Genomic DNA, 20,287 nt, shown 5'->3' with positions numbered 1-20,287 from the left:
TTTAAAGTCTGATCAGCAGAATAGTGCAGCGCAAAAGAAAGTTCAATCTAAATAAATAGGGTCAGAGACAATTAAAATAAAAATTAAACTTAGTTGTATTTAAATAGGGTCAGAGTAATTTAAGTTAATAATTGGACTCTTATTTGTTATTATCCACGACTCATACTGACAGATTTTTTGGTAACTTTCTGGGCCGTCCACGCTTCGCCGGAACGACCCGCCTGTCGGTCAATTTACTGATATCCGCCTGGAATGCGGCAGAACCGAGCAACCATCCTTTTTGCACAGCATCGCCTAACTGCGCCATCTCGGAGGCAGAAAATGACTGGCTCATCATCTCCTTATAGTTGGCTTCGCGTTGAAATGGCGTATTACCAAGCGCCCAGAAAATAGGATGATCAGAGACCAGAGGATCTACCCTCTGTCCAATGTGGTGCTGATAACTTGACCACGGATACTCACTCGCATCGGAGACCAGCCCACTACGCAGAGGACTCCCCTCCACATACAAACTGCATTGCAGGAAATATTTTTCTGCTTCCAATACGGTAGCCTTGTACCGACCCTGCCATAAACTGCCGGATCGCTGATATTTCCGGTTGAAATAAGGTACGTAATAACGCCCGATCCATTGCATGAATTTACTCAGCCCCTGCTCATCGGAGGGAGTCAGCAACAAATGAAAATGATCTGGCATCAGAATATACGCGTGGATAGCCACCTGAAACTGCTTTGCCGCCTGAGCAAGCCAGTTCAGAAAGACGGTATGGTCTTCATTATCCCTGAACAAGAGTATCCCTTCATGACTTCGCTGTATCACATGATGTAAAGCCTGAGGAACCACTAAGCGGGGTAGCCTTGCCATAAAAAGTTACCGGTGTTCATAAAAAAGTCATTGTAAAGCAAGGTCACTTTAATCTGATAGGTGGTTTCAGCTTCAGCAATCAGCAGAAACTTTACGTACAAATGAGGGCAACTCTTCTTCTATCTTAATCAAAATTGTGGCAAAACAAAGATCGGCGTATTTACCTGCAGACGGATAACATTTAAATTACGTCTGCAATTTGAATGATAACCGGCTCTGATCAGCGCCCCACATGGGTTGATCTCGTGTGACGCCGGATGATTCATGTTGTGACTTGTCTCATATCAGATTTCAAATATATTGAAATTACAATAATCCTCAATCAATGTATGTCTCATGCATTAGAGAAATGGAAAACACATGACCTCACTACTCAAACAGCTCTCTGTCGGAAAACGATTAGGCCTGGGTTTTGCCCTGATCCTCGTTTTCTCTGTTTTCGCTACGTTGGTTGGCTTAACGCAACTCAATGCAGTTGCGACATCAACCAAAACCCTGTTAGAAGAGCCGCTGGCAACCGAGCGCCTGATCAGCGACTGGTATCGCTACATACACACAGCGATCCGCAGGACGGCCGCAATTGCAAAGAGCAGTGACTCCTCTTTAGCGACTTTTTTTGAAGCTGAGCAGACAGAATCAACCAAGGTGTCGGCTGATTTATTTAAACGCATCGTACAAAAATTTCAAAGCGAACAAGAAATAAAGCTCATAAAAGAAGTTGAGAAGCTGCGTGATACGTTTATAGCCACACGTACCAAAATCGTCGCACTGAAAAAAGAGGGGAATACCGAAGAGGCGAATCAATTACTTGAAACAACGTTCGTTCCGACTGCACGCGAGTACATGAAAAAAGTAGAAGAAATGCAGACACTGCAACGTAGCCAGATAGATGCAATGGCGGCAGACATCCAGACCAAATACGAGCGCAGCCGGACTTTTCTGATTATCCTGATCCTGCTTACCGCCACACTGGCCGTCATCACTGGCTGGCTGCTGACTCGTTCCATTACCAAACCATTGATTCAGGCCACGGATGTCGCTCAGAAAATGGCGATGGGAGATCTGACCGAAGTCGTCGATATTCATCGCAACGATGAGATCGGTACCCTTGTCACTGCCATTAACGGCGTCAGCAGCGGTCTCAGTCGGGTAATTGCCGATGTACGTAATGGTACCGATGCAATCAATGTCGCTGCGGCGGAAATCGCTTCTGGTAATGCTGATTTATCATCAAGGACGGAATCGCAGGCCAGTTCACTCGAAGAAACAGCGTCGTCCATGGAAGAGCTGACCTCGACCGTAAAACAAAATGCCGATAACGCACGCCAGGCAAATCAGCTGGTGGTGACTGCAACCGGCGTGGCGATCAAAGGAGGTGAGGTCGTTGATCAGGTCGTTGAGACGATGGGTTCAATCAAAGAAAGCTCCAATAAGATTGTCGATATTATCGCAGTGATTGATGGCATTGCCTTTCAGACCAATATTCTGGCGCTGAATGCGGCAGTTGAGGCAGCACGCGCAGGTGAGCAAGGCCGTGGATTTGCGGTGGTTGCATCGGAAGTACGTAATCTGGCGCAGCGCAGTGCTTCAGCGGCAAAAGAAATCAAGCAGTTGATTGATGACTCTGTCAGTAAGGTGGAACACGGCAGCCGCCTGGTGGATAACGCCGGTAGTACGATGCAGGAAATCGTCACGAGTGTACAGCGCGTCGCTGACATCATGTCTGAAATAAGTTCAGCCAGTCAGGAGCAGAGTGCAGGTATTGAGCAAGTGAATATGGCGATCAATCAGATGGATGAGATGACCCAACAGAATGCCGCGTTGGTTGAGGAAGCGGCTGCTGCTGCGGAAAGTATGCGTGAACAATCCGATAATCTGACGCAGGTCGTCGCCCAGTTCAAAATTGCGGCTCAATTGCAAACGGCCAGCACACTGGTTAAAACACCGGCTCGCACAGTGAAACCGGCCGCTGCAGCAGTGCGTCCGGTCAAAACGGCACCTGCACCTCGCAAACAAATTACGACGGCATCGGCCTCAAATCAGGACTGGGAAGAATTCTGATGTAATTGCATTTGCGCGGAGTGATTCAACGTCGCAATGCTAAAACACAAAAAGCACGATGGACATTCTTGCCTATCGTGCTTTTTTTATTTCTTGACTGCTTAGTGGAACGCGCCAGCTAATTCTGGTGTTTTCGCTTTCAGACGGAAAGCACTTAATGCTTTAGTTGCATCCGGAACCGCTGTCACTTCTGTCACGCCGCTCATTAACTCTGAAATACGGCTTTTCAGTGCTTTTGCCTGGGTCGCCAAGTTGAAATGCGCCGGACGCTGAGTCTGAACAATACTCCAGCGAACGATAGGCGCATGCCCACTGCCATCTAACAATGCACGATCACGCATCCATTTTTCAAAGGAACGGGAAGGCATATCCGTTTCTATCCAGATCAGGTTATCGGATGTCATCTTCTTGTTGTCAGAAGGGCGAACCAAAATTTCGTAAATCATTTTCAGACTCCTGTTGGGGAATCTCCGCTGCGTAAACACTACGTGCAAAGATTCTATGAGTCCCAAAACGAGTCCAAAGTCACTTCGGTTGACACGTTATGTTACGAAAATAAAAAAAACTGAATTTTTTTCGCTGAATTAATAAAAAAATTTATTTTTTTATTAAAGAATATGAATCTTCTTATTCTTTTTGAATTTTAAAATATCAAACTCACCCCTCAGTCTGGTTTCTTCTGTTCCGTTATTTTTATCTTATTAGAAATTCAATCATCGTACTAAGCCATCTGCCCCAGAGTCTTACGAAAACGTGCCAGTGAAAACATGAATAACACTGAGCCAATGACTGATAGCGCGAGAAAAGGCCGCCATACAACGCCGATTCCTGCACCGCGATACAAAATGGCCTGACTCAGTTCCGTAAAATGCGTTGTAGGTGCCAGAGACATCAGCCATTGAACGACAATGGGCATGCTCTCGCGCGGCGTCATCCCGCCGGACAGCATTTCCAGCGGAATCATCGTCAGCATCATCAACAGGCCGAATTGCGGCATGCTCCGAGCCAGAGTTGCCATAAAAATACCCATCGATGTTGTCGCAAACAGATGCAAAGTTACGCCGATTAAAAATAATGTAACTGAACCATCAATCGGTACATGCAGTACTCCTTGAATAATGACAGTCATTGAAACCAGTACAGCGACAAGTACCACCAGCGCCATCGACCAGATTTTTGCCAGCATGATTTCTGTCGGTGTCACGGGCATCACCAACAAATGTTCTACCGTTCCATGCTCGCGTTCACGGATTAACGCCGCACCCGTCAGAATAATTGAGAGCATCGTAATGTTGTTCACCAGTTCCATCAACGAGCCAAACCAGGATGGATTGAGCGCAGGATTAAAACGCGAACGCAAAGCAAGTTCCACGGGCTGTACGCTTGTCTGGCGATAACGCTGTACAAACTCATTGACCTCGCCCATCACTATCTGCTGTACCGCACCGTTGCCGGAAAACGCCTGACTCATACGTGTCGCATCGATATTCAACTGTAGTTGAGGCGTCTTTCCGGCAAGCACGTCGCGCTGGAAATTAGGGGGGATAACCAGAACAAACGTATATAGCCCGGCATCCAGTCCGGGGTCAACCTGTGCCTGACTGATGCGTACAGGCCTGGTAAATTGCGGCGGATACAATGCAGACGTGATACGCACAGACAACGCAGAATCATCCTCATCCACAATTGCTATCGGTGCACGGTTCAGCGTTTCCGGCATCGCCGTCCCTGCCACATAAATCGCTGCAGTGAATGTGTAAATGATCAGCGCCAGCATCATGGGATCACGCCAGAGACTCCATAACTCTTTGACGCCCAGACGATAAATATTTGCCAGATGACGTTGCATATCAGTGCTCCTGCTTTTTCAGCAAGGCAATGGCCGCGCCCAGAATCACCGGGATGGCGAGTAACAAGGGCCAGAATGCTGCGTGTAAATCTTCAAAACCCAATGCCTTACTGAAAACACCGCGACTGATGTTAAACATGTAAGTTGCCGGATAAATCTGCCCGACCAGATGCCCTATGCCTTCCAGCGAAGACACAGGATTAATCAATCCGGCAAACTGAACCGCCGGAATCATGGTGCCTATCATTGTGAAAAACATCGCTGCAATCTGGCTGCGGGTCAATGCTGATGCTAATAAACCCATACCCGTAGAACAAATACTGAATAGCCACGCGGCCAGCAATAAGACTATGAAATTCCCCTTCACCGGCACGTCGAATATCGTGACTGCAGCCAGACTCATCAAAAGAAAATTCAGCATCGCCAGAGCAACGTAAGGCACCTGCTTACCCAGCAAAAATTCCGTGCGCGTTGTCGGCGTCACGTAAAAATTGATGATCGACCCCAGTTCTTTTTCACGTACCACTGCCAGTGCCGTGAGCATCGCGGGCAACATCAACAGCAACAGCGGAATCACAGCCGGCACCATTGAAGGCAGACTTTTTACGTCAGGGTTGTAACGATAACGCGTCTCCACACTGCTGACGCCGGATAAAGTCATTCCCGTACGCTCATGCAGCTGCTGTAAAAACCATTGCTGGTGCATGCCCTGCACATAGCCATTCACGGTTTCTGCGCGTTGCGGCATCGCGCCATCGACCCAGGCACCGATCTGCACCGACTGTCCCCGCTCCACGTCGCGGGCAAAGCCAGGCGGGATTTCTATCGCCAGTGATAATTCACCGCTACGCATACGCCGGTCAAGCTCAGCGTAGTCGGTAATCGGCGCATGCTCGACAAAATAACGTGACCCCGCAAGATTGAGTATGTAATTCTGACTCAGTACAGACTGATCCCGGTCGAGCACTGCAAAACGCAAATTTTCGACATCCATGCTGATGCCATAGCCCATCACAAACATCAGCAGCAGGGAGCCCAGCAGCGCCAGCGTACTGCGGACCGGATCTCGCTTTAATTCCAGCGCTTCACGCCAGGTATAGGTATAAATACGTCCAAGGCTGCGCCGGCCACGCTGCCAAAAACTCGACGACGATGATGCGGACGACACCGGTAACGCAGCGGCACTTACATTATCGGCAATGCTGTCATCGGCGGGCACCGGCTTTTTATCACCGGCATCGGCTTCCAGCAGATAACCGATAAATGCCTGTTCCAGTGTGACTGCACCGCGTTTTGCAACTAATGCTGCCGGCGCGTCACTCGCGAGTACCCGTCCGGCATGCATCAGGGAAATACGGTCGCAGCGCTCCGCCTCATTCATGAAGTGAGTGGAGATAAAAATCGTAACGTGGTCGCGCCGTGCGAGTTCTATCATCAAGCGCCAGAAATTATCACGTGCCACAGGATCCACGCCGGATGTCGGTTCATCCAGAATCAGCAATTCCGGTTGATGCACCATCGCAACCGCCAGCGACAAACGTTGCCGTATACCCAGCGGCAGTTTGTCGGGCAGCATGTCAACCACATCCTGCAAATCAAAGCGCCCCACCATCTCTGTCACACGCTGCGCTATCTCTGCCTCAGGTACATGAAATAAGCGTGCGTGCAATATCAGATTCTGCTGTACATTCAGTTCGGCGTACAAAGAAAACGACTGCGACATATAACCGACACGACGCCGGATAGCGATATCGTGCGGATTCACTTCCTGACCAAACAACCAGGCATCGCCCTCAGTCGCAGGCAACAAACCTGTCAGCATTTTCATGGTGGTCGATTTACCGCAGCCGTTTGAACCGAGAAAGCCGAATATCTCGCCACGCCGGATACGGAAGCTGACATGATCAACCGCCACAAAGTCGCCGAAGCGCATCGTCAGATCTTTTGCCTCAATCGCGATATCGGCATCGTCTTTCATCACCAGCGGCGGAATTTCTACACGCTGATGCCCGCGCCGCTTCATTTCTGGCAATAAGCCGATAAAGGCAGCCTCCAGTGAGGCTGTCATTGTCCGCTGCATCAGTTCAGCAGGCGTACCGGTTGCGAGTACCTTTCCATCATCCATCGCGACCAGCCAGTCAAATCCTTGCGCTTCGTCCATATACGCCGTCGCGACGATGACACTCATGCCGGGGCGGGTGACACGGATACGCGCAATCAGCTCCCAGAACTGCACGCGCGCCAGCGGATCAACTCCCGTAGTCGGCTCATCGAGTATCAGCAAATCCGGGTCATGAATCAGTGCGCAACACAAGCCGAGTTTCTGCTTCATGCCACCGGATAATTTACTCACCGGTCGGTCCAGAAATGGAGACAGACCGGTGCTGCGCGTCAATTCATCAATACGACGACGGCTTTCAGCAGCATCATGACCAAACAGACTGGCAAAGAATTGCAGGTTTTCTTCAACCGACAAAGTGGCAGAAAGATTCTTGCCCAGACCCTGCGGCATGTAGGCAATGCGTGGACATACCTGCTCACGATGATGACGGCTGGCCATATCACCGCCAAGCACTTCAAGATGCCCCTGCTGTAAAGCGCGGGCACCGGAAATCAACGATAACAGACTGGATTTCCCTACGCCATCGGGACCAATGATACCGACCATACAATTCGCCGGCATATCCAGCGTAATATCATCCAGTGCACAAACCTTGGCATAATTCAGCCGCAGGTTTTGGCCACGCGCAACAGGTGGTGGCGCTGCGGACAAGTTCACGGGAGCGCTCTCAGATTCAGCGATGCTGGCCACGCCGCCTGCGCATCAGGTTTAATCCATGCAACACCCGGCAAACCTGTTTTTACCTGTTGCAGATGCTTAAGCAATAAATTGCGGTCAATTCTGGCTTTCACGCGAAACATCAGTTTCTGACGCTCACTGGCCGTTTCGACCGTCTTAGGAGTGAACTGCGCCGTGCTGGCAACAAACGATACTTTTGCCGGAATCACAAATTGTGGCGCCGCATCCAGAACGATGCGCACCTCACTGCCAAGCGCGACCTTGCCGGCCGCGCTTTCCGGCACAAAAAACGTCATATAGACATCTGAGAGATCGACCAGATTCAATACCTTTCCACCCCCACCCAGAATTTCACCTGGTTGAGCGACACGATACTGTACCCGTCCTGCACGCGGCGCTTTTAATTCGCTGTCCGCCAGTTCGACATCGATCCTTGCGGTCGTCGCAACTGCCGCCCTGACACTGGACTGCGAGCCGGTAACCTGCGTCAGCGCAGCAGCCACCGCTGCCTTCGCCGCACGTACCTGCGCCCTGGTAGCTGCAAGTGCCGCAGCTGCGCTACTGACGCGCGCACGATCATCATCGAGTTCCTGGCCGGAAGAGGCACCTTCTTTGAACAGTGTTTCCGAGCGTGCCAGACGCCTTTGGGCCGCATCAAGTTCACTTTCACGCTGCACAACCAGCGCCTGCGTTGCCTGCAAATCACTCTCACGCAGCGCGACCTGTGCCTCAGCGCCTTTCACCGCATATTCAGCCTGCTGCTGACGAGCCAGAGCTTCCTCTTTCTGAGCCTGCAGACTGTCAATTTGCATTCGTGCCAGCAATTGTCCCGCTTTCACAAACTCGCCTTCGGCAACTAGGATCTCCTGTACTCGCCCACCCAGTTTGGTGGCCACGTCGATTTCAGTGGCCTCTATACGGCCGTTGCCACTGATGACACCGTCGTTATGATTCACTCCGCTCAGGCGCTGATAGACAACATAAGAAGCAATTGCAGCGGCCACCACCGCGACCAGAATGACAAGCTTTTTGATATTTGAATTCATGCGTTTATTCCTGATTATGATTTCGCGCAGATGCAGGCCCCGCGGACGAAACAGATACTTCATCAGCCAACTGACTACCGCCGCCGAGAGCCGCAAATAATGCGACCTGTGCGGACAGGCTGGCGCGACGTATCTGCACCAGTTGCTGCTCACTCGACAGCAAATCACGCTCGGCATCTAATACTTCGAGATAACGTGCCGAACCATGGTCATAGCGGAGTTTGGCCAGCCGCGCACGCTCCGTTTGCACACTCAGGGTGGCACGCGCAATCTGTTCCTGCTCTGCCAGCCAGTGACGTGCAGATAAAGCGTCAGCGACATCCCTGAAAGCAGACTGCACCGTTTGTTCGTAGCGTGCCACAGCCTGCTCGCGCCGCAAGCGGGCAACTTCTGATGCCGCCTCACGTCTGCCACTGTCAAACAGCGGCAATGAGATGCCCGGTGAAAAAGTCCAGGCCTGGCTTCCGGCGCTGAATAATCTGTCTAATTCTGCACTTGCTGTGCCGGCAAACGCAGTTAAGCTGATTCTTGGAAAAAAAGCAGCACGGGCGGCAACGATATTTGCCTGTGCCGCCTGCAGCGCATGCTCGGTCGCGATTACGTCAGGTCGTTGCAGCAGCAGATCTGATGGTACGCCAGCCTGCAATTCCGGCAAGGGAGGAAGCTCATTGAATTGGTCCGACGCAGGAGGCAGTTGCAGCGGTACGCCAACCAGTAAGGTCAGCGCATTGATCTGACTCGCACGCGTCTGTTCTAGCTGCGCCTTTAATGCCATTGCCTGTTGCGATAACAACTCGACCTGCGTCAGCTCCAGTCGGGAAGTCGCCCCCAGATCAACGCGACGGCGAAAAATACGCAAAGACTCGGCACGACTTACGACGGTTTGCTGAGCCAGTATCAGACGCTCATCGGTCTCGCGCAAGGCCAGATACGTATTCGCGACTTGCGTGATCAGACTCAGCACCGTCGCACGGCGGCTGGCATCGCTGGCAAGATAGGTTTCAAGAGCCGCGGTATTCAGGCTGCTGACACGCCCCCAGAAATCAATTTCCCAACTGCTGAATCCGATACCAAGCTGAAACTGGTTACCGATAACCGGACGGCCAGACACGTTCAGATCGCCGGGTACCGCCGTACGTGTCGCATCCAGACTGCCTGCAAAGGTAGGCAAACTGTCTGCTCGCTGTATGCCGTAAGCAGCACGCATCTCCTGTACCCTCAGCAATGCGGTGCGCACATCACGATTATTGGCTAACGCCAGTGTAATAAGATGACGCAGAGCTGGATCAGTAAAATAAGTTTCCCAGCCGATCTGGCGCGCGGCAATACCGGTTTCAGAAGTCGCAACTGCCGGGTAGGCATCAGCAACAGGCAGCACGGGCGATTGATAGTCTGAAAGTGGTGCGGCACAACCTGTCAGCAGTGCCAGCATCAGTATCATCGTGGAAGCAGGAGTGATGACAGATACTGGACGTGTAAGAAATTCTGTGTGTGCGGGGCCGGGTTTTAGTTAATCGCGTTGGTGAAGCGTTCGCCAAACATGATGGCAAACTGATTGGCCGCCAGCTTCCAAGTGCGTTGTGCGCGCACCAATCAAATCGCTTGGCATGGCTTCGGTCTGTTGACTGTCTGGCTGCTTTTTTACTTGCAGCGCTTCACTTTCTTCCCCGCCTTTCAGCGCGGGACCGGTCTATCGCAAAGCCTCTCCGCATTCGCAAGAAATACGGCTAATTATTTTAATGAATATCGGTCCGACTGCAGCAACGACTTTAGGCGTAAATTAACTCTTGCAGATAAAGCTGATAAAAAAAATAGCCCTGCGTTCGAAAGAACGCAGGGCTATTTTCAGAAGATCAATGTGAGATTAATCAGCGTTGAGCAAGTGCATCAACAACACACAAGGCTGTCATATTAACGATACGACGGACTGTCGCCGATGGTGTCAGAATATGGACCGGTTTTGCGCAACCCAGCAAAATAGGTCCTATCGCGACATTGTTGCCAGCGGTAATTTTCAACAGGTTATAGGCGATATTAGCCGCATCGATATTCGGCATGACTAATAAATTCGCATCACCCTTCAGAGTCGAATTCGGCATCATTTTTTTACGATAAGCGGAATCCAGCGCGGTATCACCGTGCATTTCGCCATCAATTTCGAGCTCCGGTGCTTCACGCTGAATGATCGCCAGTGCAGCACGCATTTTTTGCGCAGACTCACTGTTACTGGAACCAAAATTAGAATGCGATAACAAAGCTGCTTTTGGCAACAAACCGAAACGGCGCATTTCTTCTGCGGCAAGTATCGTGATTTCAGCGATTTGCTCAGCGGTCGGATTCTCATTCACATGCGTATCAACCAGAACAAGCTGACGATCCGGCAAGACCAGCACATTCATCGCCGCATTGACCTTCACATTACTACGCTTGCCAAGTACCTGATTAATGTAGTTAAGATGCAGACCGGTGCTGCCAAACGTGCCGCAAATCATACCGTCAGCATCACCCTTATGGATCATCATCGATCCTATCAATGTGTGGCGACGACGCATTTCCAGTTTCGCGTACTGCTCGGTTACACCTTTACGGCATGTCATCTCATGATAAGTCTTGGAATACTCGCGGTAGCGCGGATCAAACTCAGGGTTGATCACTTCAAAATCAACGCCTGGGCGAATACGCAGTCCGAATTTCTCGACGCGTTGTGCCAGAATATGTGGGCGTCCCACCAGAATCGGCGTTGCCAGCTTCTCATCAACAACGACCTGAACAGCACGCAGAACGCGCTCTTCTTCACCTTCTGGATAAACAATACGCTTACGATCTGCAGGTGCTTTTTTCGCCAACTGAAACAAAGGCTTCATGAAGGTGCCGCTGTGATAGACAAATTGCTGCAACTTCTCAACGTATGCTTGCATGTCCTTGATCGGACGCGCCGCCACACCGCACTCTTCCGCTGCTTTTGCAACTGCTGGCGCGATCTTGATCATCAGGCGTGGATCAAATGGCTTAGGAATCAGATATTCCGGGCCAAAAGACAAGTTGCTGATGCCATAGGCAGAAGCAACGACATCAGACTGCTCGGCCTGTGCCAACTCTGCAATCGCGTGCACCACAGCGATTTCCATTTCGCGTGTAATCGTCGTGGCACCGCAATCGAGCGCGCCACGGAAAATATAAGGGAAACACAAAACGTTGTTCACCTGATTCGGGAAGTCAGAACGACCGGTTGCCATCACCGCATCATCACGCACCGCCTTAACTTCTTCCGGCAGAATTTCCGGGGTAGGATTTGCCAGCGCCAGAATCAGCGGCTTATCAGCCATCATTCTGACCATATCCTGTTTCAGTACGCCGCCAGCGGACAGACCGAGGAAAATGTCTGCGCCTTCAATGACTTCTTTCAGGCTGCGGGCAGAAGTTTCCTGCGCAAAGCGTTCCTTATCTGGATCCATCAACTCAGTGCGGCCTTTGTAAACCACACCTGCCAGATCGGTCACATAAATATTTTCAATCGGGAAGCCGAGATCAACGATCAGATCCAGACAGGCCAGCGCCGCGGCACCCGCACCGGACACCACCAGTTTCGATTTTTCAATATCTTTACCAACGACTTTCAATCCATTCAGAATCGCTGCACCCACAATGATCGCTGTACCGTGCTGATCGTCATGGAAGACCGGAATCTTCATGCGTTCACGTAATTTGCGCTCAATGTAAAAACACTCCGGCGCTTTGATGTCTTCCAAATTAATGCCGCCAAAAGTCGGTTCCAGAGAGGCGATGATATCAACCAGTTTGTCCGGATCAGGTTCGTTGATTTCAATATCAAACACATCGATGCCGGCGAATTTTTTGAACAAAACACCCTTGCCTTCCATCACTGGCTTCGATGCCAGCGGGCCGATATTGCCGAGACCGAGCACTGCAGTACCGTTGGTAATCACACCGACCAGATTGCCGCGTGCTGTGTATTTGAATGCGGCGGTCGGATCGGCAACGATTTCCTCGCACGGAGACGCCACACCTGGGGAATACGCTAACGCCAGATCGCGCTGATTTGTCAGTTGCTTGGTTGGTGTCACGCTGATTTTACCCGCCGTCGGGTACTCATGATATTCCAGTGCGGCCTGGCGCAACTGCTGACGTATTTGCTCTTTTTGATCTGATGACGAATCCATGTGGGGCTGCCTCTTTCTATTTTTGCTTACTCAAAACTTACTATCCGCTCATGATTCTAGCAGAGGGAACCCTCTAACTTCATACGTATTTACACGACATTCAGGTTTTTCAGGAAATCACACAGATCAGAATCACCGCAATCCCCTTGGCAAAATAGCCAATAACTATCAAGTAAATAAAAACAATTAAATTTACACATCAATTGTTAATATCTATCATTGCTACATGTTTGATAGAAAACGTTTTAAAACAACGATCACCAAGGAGAATCATATGAGCACCCAGAAAAACCCTTCCGTCACCATACAAAACCTGGAAGCTGCGTTTGCAGGCGAATCCATGGCGCACATTAAATACCGCTATTTTGCCAAGCTGGCACGCGAAGCCGGCGCTGAAGATGTCGCGCAAGCATTTGAAGCGACCGCAGATCAGGAAGTAATGCACGCATTCGGTCATCTCGATCTGCTGTATCCAAAGGCGCAACTGACACCACAACGTGCGTTAGAAATCGCCATTGAAGGAGAAACCTATGAATACACAGAAATGTATCCAAAATTCCGCCATCTCGCCGTGGAAGAAGGCAATCACGCTGCTGTCGCCGAGTACGATGAGCAAATCGCAGAATCTAAGGAACATGCTGAAAACTTTAAGCGGACTTTAGAGATCGCTGCCAAACGCTTTGCCGCACTGGCAAAAGTCGAAGAGCGTCATGCGAACCACTATCGCGCAGTGCTCGAAGCCAGCAAAGCATCCTAAGCAACTGTGCAACGGACATTCCGGCGACGCCGCTCTATCAATGCGGCATCGCTGACACCATCAAAAAAACAAGCAAATATTCTGAGGACAATATGAAAACTTATCAATGTATCGTATGCGGTTTTATTTATGACGAAGCACAGGGCTTACCGGAAGAAGGCATTGCTGCAGGCACACGCTGGGATGACATTCCAGCCGACTGGGAATGCCCGGACTGCGGCGTCGCCAAAGCTGATTTTGACATGGTGGAAATCTGATATGAAGCCCGTCGCCATCATCGGTTCCGGTCTGGCGGGCTACACCGTGGCCCGCGAATTCCGCAAACTGGACAAAACCACACCTGTACTGATCATCACTGGCGATGATGGCGGCTTTTACTCCAAGCCCATGTTGTCGAACGCGTTTGCACAAGGCAAAACCGCGAGCCATCTGCGCAGCCAGACGGCGGAACAGATGGCAGCACAAATCAATGCCACCATTCTGACCAGAACACAGGTTCGCGGAATCGATACGACCAAGCAAACGGTTCACACCAATGCAGGGGATTTTGAATTCAGTCAACTGGTGCTGGCGGTTGGCGCGCAGGTGATACGTCTGCCGTTCGCAGGCAACGCTGCCGATCAGGTGTTATCGGTAAATACGCTGGATGACTATGCAATCTTGCGTGACAGACTCAGCGCTGCCGGCGCATCAGCCCGCGTCGCCATCATCGGCGCCGGTCTGATCGGCTGCGAATTTGCCGACGATTTGCGTACCGGAGGCCATCAGGTCACCCTGATTGATCCTAATCCAGCACCGCTGGCGGCACTCGCGCCACCAGTGATTTCTGCGGAATTACAAACAGCGCTACAAGCGCGGCAGGTGCAGTTCAAGCTGGGCACCACCAGCAGCAGTATTGACCGCACCGACACCGGCTTGCGGATCACGCTGTCCAACGGCGAATACCTTGACGTCGATGTGATCTTGTCGGCAGTAGGGCTGCGTGCCGATATCCGGCTTGCGCAGGAAGCGCATTTGCAAGCAGAACGCGGCATCCTCGTGGATAAGTTTGGGCAAACCAGCGTCAAAGGCATTTATGCATTGGGCGATTGCGCACAATATGCACAAGCCGATGGCAACAGCATCACCTTGCCGTATGTCGCACCGATCATGGCGGCAGCGCGCGCAATTGCCCAAAGTCTGGCTGGAACGCCGACCGCAATCGACTTTAAACCAGCGCCCGTCCTGGTGAAAACGCCAAGCTATCCGATAGCACTGGTAGCACCGCCGCTGGCAGTGGCGAAGCGTGGGCAATGGGAAAGCGAGCTGAAAGACAGTCATCCGGAAGTGTCCGCCAGCATCTGCCGCTTCATCGACAATGATGGCGTCATACGCGGCTTCGCGGTGGCACCGCAGGAAGCAAAAATACGGAATGCATTATTAAACGAACTGGGCACAGTCAGGACAATGTCTGTCGTCTGATGTCTGATGCTTGTGAACGCGGCGCGCTTCACAAGCACTTTCAAAGGTATTTTTGGCATCAAATATACTCCCCCCAGTATGTTTTAAGACCCTTTATTTATAAGGACATGAACGCGTTTTTCTCACATACTCCCCATTTTTTGAAAATATCGGGCGGAAAACGCGCGTCAGCGCCGGCTGATACCGGCCAGAATCCTGGTACCGATACAGGTACGTTCAGCAAAATAAACTCCAGCGCTTTAATTATTCAGCGAACGCAGTCCGGATGCGTATTGAATGCATCAATTGATGTTGTCGCCACCCCGCTCAGGAGTGTCGCGCCGCCGTCATCCTTGGGTACAATGCGCGCATGCTCTCAGAATTTGACTTAATCAAGCGCTATTTTGCGCACCATTCCGCACCGGACGCCGTGCTCGCACTCGGTGTCGGCGATGACTGCGCCTTGCTCAATCCCACGCCCGGTATGCAGATCGCCATTTCCAGCGACATGCTGGTTTCCGGCCGGCATTTCTTTCCCGACGCCGATCCGTTTCTGCTGGGGCACAAATGCCTGGCGGTGAATCTCTCGGATCTGGCGGCAATGGGCGCCAAACCAATCGGATTTACGCTGGCTTTTTCCCTGCCCGAAGCCAATCCGGCCTGGCTGGAACAATTTGCACGTGGCTTGCTGACGCTGGCAGATGCGCATCAGTGTCGTCTGATCGGTGGCGATACCACCAAAGGCCCGCTGAATATCTGCATCACTATTTTTGGCGAACTGCCGAAAGACAGCGCGCTGCGACGCGATGCGGCAAAGAGCGGCGACGATATCTGGGTCTCAGGCACGCTGGGGGATGCGCGTCTGGCATTGGCTGCGTACTGGAAAGAAGTGACGCTCAGTGAATCAGATCACCAACGCGCAGCGCAGCGCATGCATCAGCCTACGCCCCGCATCGCACTCGGCATGGCCTTGCGCGGCATTGCGCATGCGGCACTCGATATTTCTGACGGACTCGCAGGCGATCTCGGCCATATACTCGAACGCTCAGGTCTCGGTGCCACCTTGTTTATCGATCAGTTACCCGCCGGCCCAATTTTGCAGCAACAGAATCAGACATTGCGCCGTCAATTCACGCTGACGGGCGGTGACGATTACGAGTTGTGCTTCACCGCACCGGCAGCGCGTCGGGCCGACATCATCGCCGCTGGACACGCAAGCAATACGCCAGTCACCCGCATCGGTCAGATTGAAGCAGCCACGGGTTTGCGTCTGATGGATGATCAGCAGCAACCCATTCGCATGACAATCCATTCCTTTGATCATTTCAGCTCACCATGAACACGTCAGATACGTCAGACCTGCAACAACCAACGATCATCATCCGCCCCGACTGGCGTTTCATGCTGAGTCACCCGGCGCATATTCTGGCGCAAGGTTTCGGCAGCGGCTTATCGCCCGCCGTGCCGGGCACGATGGGCACGCTGTTCGGCTGGCTCAGCTTTAATGTACTGAGTCAGCGCTGGCCGGACATCTTTACGACTGTGGGCTGGGCGTGGATCATCGTCATAGGCTTTCTGATCGGCATCTGGGCTTGCAAAGTCACAGGAAAAAATCTTGGTGTGGCCGATCATGGCAGCATGGTGTGGGATGAAATCATCGCGATCTGGGCAGTGCTGTTGTTTGTGCTGCCGGCAGATGCGCGCACACAAACCTGGGCATTTCTGATTTTCCGCTTTTTTGACATGGTGAAACCGCCGCCTATCCGCTATTTCGATCGCCACTTGAAGGGCGGATTCGGCGTCATGTGGGACGATATTGTCGCCGCCTTTTTTACGCTGCTGGTGTTTGCACTCTGGCGCGCATGGTGACACCGGCCTTTGCCGGACACCTTGCCGGATCTGAACGGCATTGATGTGTGACGCATGTCATCGATCACACCGGCGTCTTCACTTTCTGCCATACATGGTGGTAAAGTAAGTCTGACTTTACAGTCGCCAACAAAAACCAGACGGGAGACCCACCATGCAAAACGCACTTGAACTTGCAGCACAAATCGGCACCGAACTGAAAGAAAAACGGCTGTTACTGACGGTCGCCGAATCCTGTACCGGCGGCGGCGTGGCGCAGGCGATCACCGAAATCGCTGGCTCATCGGACTGGTTTGACTGCGGCTTCGTTACCTATTCCAATTCATCCAAATCTGAGCTGTTAAATATCCCGGCGGCGCTGATCGCCCGGCACGGGGCGGTCAGCGAAGAAATCGCCGCCGCAATGGCCGAAGGTGCCATCGCCAATTCAGAAGGCAATGTGTCCTTATCAACAACCGGCATTGCCGGCCCGACCGGGGCCGTTCCCGGCAAACCTATCGGCACAGTCTGCTTTGGCTGGGTCGTCGGCGGCGTCACACATACCGAACGACTGATATTTACCGGCGACCGCCACGCGGTACGCGAACAAACAGTCGCACACGCACTGGCGAAGCTGCTGCGTTACTTACAGGAGTTATAAGTTGTCTTTCACCAGCGCCAGAATCCGCGCCCTGATCGCTGCAGACCGTGAAATCGGTATGATATTTGCAGGCATCGCTGTCTGCATCAGCAGCATCTTCCGGTACATATAAAAAAAGTGACGTCAACAGCGTCACTTTTTTTATTTCAGGAACAAAGAACAGGAAACGAATATTAGTGATTTTGCATCAGCAATTCATTGATCAGCACTGAATCGATTTTATCCGTCGCCAGGCTCTGATTCATCTCGGTGCGCAACATTTCACGGACACGTTCAAAACCTTCCTCGGAATGCAGATCTTCTGGATCTATTTTGGCGACCACTATCGGAAAAATATCGGATAAGGCTTTTTTATTCGTTGCCAGCCAGTCCCGGTTTTTATTCTGCACTTGTATTGTGACCTGCAGCCGGATCACTTGTCCGTCAACGTTGACGACGGTTTTGGGCAGCGCCAGATAACTGGGCGTGGTCTCATCTTTATCGATCACTTTGACGTAAAAAATACCGGCAAAAATAATCAAGAAGCTGAGCAAACCGACGATTGCTGCATACATTGCAAAATTATCTTTCCTGTACGCTTTAGCATGCGTTAAAGCAGGCCTGGAAGGTATCGCGGCACGCGGCTGTGTTTTCGGTGACGGGCGTTTCACATCATTTTCCCGCGTATCAGCAGCCGCTATCGGGGTGGCGTCAGACGGCAAATCAAATTTCAAATCCGCCAATTCAGCATCCACTACTTTCAATGCTTTACCGTCAACGTCTTCGAAGTCCAGTTGAGCACTTAATAAGCTGGCTTTGGATTGACTGGTCGCCATGATCATAAACCCGTAAATGAAATTTTGTGAGCCGCTATTGTAATGCAGGCACAATTTCCACGTGGAAACATTTGCTATTACACGCGACTCTCTTTTGCCTTCGCCGAACCAGATTCTACTTTCGTTACAAACTCAGCGTCTATACCAGACTGACTTTCGTTTAAGATGACGGGTTTTTCAATGCGTTCCTGCGTAGCAATGTCTCCCTCTCTTACCCTTGGCAGAAATATCTCTTTCGACAATATCAAAGGCGTATTGATCTTTTTGGTTGTGTTTGGTCATTTCGTCGAATTACACATTGCTCAGGATGCGTTTCTGCGTCCGATCTGGATCTTTATCTATGCATTTCACATGCCTATGTTTGCGTTCGTATCCGGGATCTTCTCGAAAGCGAATCTGGATGAACAGCAATCAGTACAACTGATACGGAATATTCTGGCACCATTGCTGGGTTTTGAGCTGATTTACGAGATCACGGAATACCTGATACGTGGTTCCTTCAGCGTTTACGCCGGGCTGATCGCCCCATACTGGATGCTCTGGTATCTGATGAGTCTGTTGTGCTGGCGATTACTATTGCCCGTCTTTGCACGCTTACAATTTCCCATCGTTCTGTCGCTGGCACTGGCGATGCTCACCAGTTACTCCGAACATCTGGGATATATGCTGAGCGGAGCCCGCACACTGTTCTTTTTTCCGTTTTTCATTTTAGGCTGGAAACTCGGGGCGGATTTTTTCACCTCCAGAGGACGCGACTGGCGTCTGATCGGCATTGCGGCGGTGATCATCGTTGCAGGCAGTATTGCGTGCTACCTGCTGCCAGCCGAATTTGATTATCGCTGGCTCTATGGCAGTTTTTCTTTGCACAGACTGGACATGGCCAATCTCAACGGCTCTGCGTATCAAGCACTGCAATATGGTGCATCGACGATCTTAGGATTAGCCGTCCTGTATTTGCTGAGTCTCAGAGACTGGGGACTGGCACGTGTGGGCCAACGATCCATGTATGTATTTTTATGGCATGGAATGGCGTTGATCGTCCTGCATCAGCTCGGCATACTGAATCGCATATTTCAGATGGGTGACGCGGCACGCTTGTTTATCTCACTTGCTTCCAGCGCTGCGATCGTCTATCTGGCCTCTCATCGCTACTGTGAGATACTTACCAGACAATATATCTTACGCCCACTGCGCTGGCTGCTTGTGCGTCAGTGCAGCGCTTCTGACATGACCGCAATAAGCACCACACAGCAGGTTAACAATATCGCTCAGACAAAAAATAAACAGTGATGAATCCGCATGTCCGCGCAATGACAGCGCGGACGAGCACTGACGTAAAAGCTCTTATCTGGTCTGGATGTGATCTGCACTGAACTGCTGCGGATTTTTCCCCTGAATCCCACTGTAAAACGCTTTGATTTCTTCCATATCCGCAGCGATGTCGCCTGTCGGCATGAACATGCGGCCAATTCCTCCGGCCTTTCTGCCAAAGTCCAGATATCCCAACGCAATCGGAACACCAGCCCCCAGCGCGATGTAATAAAAACCGGTTTTCCAGTGGGTGACTTTGCCACGGGTGCCTTCGGGAGGAACGATCACCGTCAGCCGTTCATTGGCTTGAAATGCATCAACCGTTCCCTGCACAAGATTGCCGGCCACGCTGCGGTTCACCGGAATACCGCCCAGCCAGCGCATGACAACACGAATCAGCGGCGGAAACAGGCTGGATTTCCCCATCCAGTAGACACGCAACCGTAAAGCAAAACACACCATCAAGGTCACAGGGAAATCCCAGTTACTGGTATGCGGTGCGGCAATCAGCACATATTTCTTTTCAACGGGAGTCTGTCCTTCGATGCGCCATCCGGTCAGACGCAATACCACAAGGGAAATCCAGCGCATCAATGTGTTAATCACAGGTGTTTCAAAAATAGTTAAGTGCATGCCGCAAGTCTTTGATATCA

General features: G+C 51.3%; 17 protein-coding genes. 8 read left to right on the top strand and 9 right to left on the bottom strand.

Going from position 1 to position 20,287, the window contains the following annotated elements:
• Nucleotides 1-160: 160 nt before the first annotated feature.
• Nucleotides 161-865, bottom strand: a complete 705-nt coding sequence (locus ACPAOP_RS12915; RefSeq protein WP_423679594.1) for a transposase — start codon at nucleotides 863-865, stop codon at nucleotides 161-163.
• Between the two features lie 360 nt (nucleotides 866-1,225).
• Between ACPAOP_RS12915 and ACPAOP_RS12910 the strand changes: the two genes are divergently transcribed.
• Nucleotides 1,226-2,926 carry a methyl-accepting chemotaxis protein gene (locus ACPAOP_RS12910; protein ID WP_423708300.1) on the top strand — a complete coding sequence of 567 codons (1,701 nt, stop codon included), beginning with the start codon at nucleotides 1,226-1,228 and terminating at the stop codon, nucleotides 2,924-2,926.
• 101 nt (nucleotides 2,927-3,027) lie between these two features.
• Here the strand turns inward: ACPAOP_RS12910 and ACPAOP_RS12905 are convergent, their stop codons facing one another.
• The 6 genes from ACPAOP_RS12905 to ACPAOP_RS12880 form a co-directional block, all read right to left on the bottom strand.
• Nucleotides 3,028-3,372 (bottom strand): hypothetical protein, encoded by a 345-nt coding sequence (locus ACPAOP_RS12905; protein ID WP_423679592.1) that lies wholly within the window; start codon nucleotides 3,370-3,372, stop codon nucleotides 3,028-3,030.
• A gap of 275 nt (nucleotides 3,373-3,647) precedes the next feature.
• The gene (locus ACPAOP_RS12900; RefSeq protein WP_423708299.1) at nucleotides 3,648-4,775 is read right to left on the bottom strand and encodes an ABC transporter permease; all 1,128 of its coding nucleotides are present in this window, start codon (nucleotides 4,773-4,775) and stop codon (nucleotides 3,648-3,650) included.
• 1 nt (nucleotide 4,776) lies between these two features.
• A complete protein-coding gene (rbbA, locus tag ACPAOP_RS12895; RefSeq protein WP_423708298.1) occupies nucleotides 4,777-7,554 on the bottom strand; it encodes a ribosome-associated ATPase/putative transporter RbbA in 2,778 nt (925 codons plus the stop codon).
• On the bottom strand, nucleotides 7,551-8,621 hold the full coding sequence (locus ACPAOP_RS12890; protein WP_423708297.1) for an HlyD family secretion protein: 1,071 nt from the start codon (nucleotides 8,619-8,621) through the stop codon (nucleotides 7,551-7,553). The genes rbbA and ACPAOP_RS12890 overlap by 4 nt, the downstream gene beginning before the upstream one ends.
• A 4-nt stretch (nucleotides 8,622-8,625) precedes the next feature.
• A complete protein-coding gene (locus ACPAOP_RS12885) occupies nucleotides 8,626-10,062 on the bottom strand; it encodes an efflux transporter outer membrane subunit (RefSeq protein WP_423708296.1) in 1,437 nt (478 codons plus the stop codon).
• 427 nt (nucleotides 10,063-10,489) lie between these two features.
• Complete coding sequence (locus tag ACPAOP_RS12880) at nucleotides 10,490-12,802, bottom strand: NADP-dependent malic enzyme (protein ID WP_423708295.1); 2,313 nt, start codon at nucleotides 12,800-12,802, stop codon at nucleotides 10,490-10,492.
• Nucleotides 12,803-13,076: 274 nt separating this feature from the next.
• Here ACPAOP_RS12880 and ACPAOP_RS12875 point away from each other — a divergent pair, with 274 nt between their 5' ends.
• The 6 genes from ACPAOP_RS12875 (at nucleotide 13,077) to ACPAOP_RS12850 (ending at nucleotide 17,508) form a co-directional block, all read left to right on the top strand.
• Nucleotides 13,077-13,559 (top strand): rubrerythrin family protein, encoded by a 483-nt coding sequence (locus ACPAOP_RS12875; protein ID WP_423708294.1) that lies wholly within the window; start codon nucleotides 13,077-13,079, stop codon nucleotides 13,557-13,559.
• A 92-nt stretch (nucleotides 13,560-13,651) separates the two neighbouring features.
• Nucleotides 13,652-13,816: a rubredoxin gene (locus ACPAOP_RS12870; RefSeq protein WP_423708293.1), complete on the top strand. Its 165-nt coding sequence runs from the start codon at nucleotides 13,652-13,654 to the stop codon at nucleotides 13,814-13,816.
• 1 nt (nucleotide 13,817) lies between these two features.
• Nucleotides 13,818-15,020: an FAD-dependent oxidoreductase gene (locus ACPAOP_RS12865; protein WP_423708292.1), complete on the top strand. Its 1,203-nt coding sequence runs from the start codon at nucleotides 13,818-13,820 to the stop codon at nucleotides 15,018-15,020.
• 349 nt (nucleotides 15,021-15,369) lie between these two features.
• Nucleotides 15,370-16,338, top strand: a complete 969-nt coding sequence (thiL, locus tag ACPAOP_RS12860; RefSeq protein ID WP_423708291.1) for a thiamine-phosphate kinase — start codon at nucleotides 15,370-15,372, stop codon at nucleotides 16,336-16,338.
• Nucleotides 16,335-16,868: a phosphatidylglycerophosphatase A gene (locus tag ACPAOP_RS12855; protein ID WP_423708290.1), complete on the top strand. Its 534-nt coding sequence runs from the start codon at nucleotides 16,335-16,337 to the stop codon at nucleotides 16,866-16,868. The genes thiL and ACPAOP_RS12855 overlap by 4 nt, the downstream gene beginning before the upstream one ends.
• 154 nt (nucleotides 16,869-17,022) lie before the next feature.
• Entirely contained in the window at nucleotides 17,023-17,508 is a 486-nt protein-coding gene (locus tag ACPAOP_RS12850) for a CinA family protein (protein WP_186885906.1), read from the top strand.
• Between the two features lie 173 nt (nucleotides 17,509-17,681).
• Here the strand turns inward: ACPAOP_RS12850 and ACPAOP_RS12845 are convergent, their stop codons facing one another.
• The gene (locus tag ACPAOP_RS12845) at nucleotides 17,682-18,323 is read right to left on the bottom strand and encodes a flagellar basal body-associated FliL family protein (RefSeq protein ID WP_423708289.1); all 642 of its coding nucleotides are present in this window, start codon (nucleotides 18,321-18,323) and stop codon (nucleotides 17,682-17,684) included.
• 198 nt (nucleotides 18,324-18,521) lie between these two features.
• Between ACPAOP_RS12845 and ACPAOP_RS12840 the strand changes: the two genes are divergently transcribed.
• Nucleotides 18,522-19,613, top strand: coding sequence for an acyltransferase family protein (locus tag ACPAOP_RS12840; RefSeq protein WP_423679319.1), 1,092 nt, complete (start codon nucleotides 18,522-18,524; stop codon nucleotides 19,611-19,613).
• A gap of 54 nt (nucleotides 19,614-19,667) precedes the next feature.
• Here ACPAOP_RS12840 and ACPAOP_RS12835 read toward each other — a convergent pair whose 3' ends face one another.
• Nucleotides 19,668-20,267, bottom strand: coding sequence for a lysophospholipid acyltransferase family protein (locus ACPAOP_RS12835; protein WP_423679320.1), 600 nt, complete (start codon nucleotides 20,265-20,267; stop codon nucleotides 19,668-19,670).
• Nucleotides 20,268-20,287 lie beyond the last annotated feature (20 nt).

Origin of the sequence: Undibacterium sp. WLX3042 (genome assembly GCF_049544825.1) — a bacterium.
Lineage (GTDB): Bacteria > Pseudomonadota > Gammaproteobacteria > Burkholderiales > Burkholderiaceae_D > Undibacterium.
The sequence above is the reverse complement of the archived record's forward strand: the minus strand, read 5'-3'. Positions and strand labels throughout refer to the sequence as shown.